Raw genomic sequence first — 564 nt, 5'->3', positions numbered from 1 at the left:
ACTTTCGGCCGGCGCATGGAAGCCGTGATGCTGCGGATCGGTTCGCCTTACCCCATCGACATTTCCCAGTTCGAACCAAGTGCGCCGGCGCCGCAATCGGGCTTGCCCCGGCCTGTCGGCCCTGCGGCGCTCAAGCGCGCCCTCGGCGCTTACCTGAGCGATCGCGACTGCGCCACGCTGTTTCGCTGCGCCCTGGAAGCGCCCCTGGTCGGGCCCGATGACGCCGTGCCGTGGGTTGTCGCCTACGGCATTTCCGGCAACACCCGCGCATTCTGGTCCCTCGAATCGGCCCGCCGGGTGCTCGGATACATGCCTGAGGACGACTCCGAGGTCATCTATGCCGACGCGGTCCGCCGTCTACTCACTGGAAGCGAAAACGCGTCTGCTGGACGCCTTGGGCCGGAGGCGCACTGAACGGAACCCCATGTTGCCGCGCATCGAGCCATTCCGAACTACAGACCGAAAAATAGGTGGCTTGCCAGCCACTACAACTGCCTGCGGCCGACTTTGACGCCCGACCAAGTATCCGTCCATTCGAGCCGCCAGACGCTCTCGAACCGGGAC

General features: G+C 65.4%; 1 pseudogene. It reads left to right on the top strand.

Annotated elements, in window-relative coordinates:
* Positions 1 to 414 (top strand): annotated as a pseudogene (locus ACXJ3V_RS20525) (hypothetical protein); the annotation flags it as partial.
* Between the last annotated feature and the right edge of the window lie 150 nt (positions 415 to 564).

Source organism: Microbacterium sp. P5_E9 (assembly GCF_054049175.1).
Note: the sequence above shows the minus strand (reverse complement) of the source record. Positions and strands in the feature narration are given on the sequence as shown.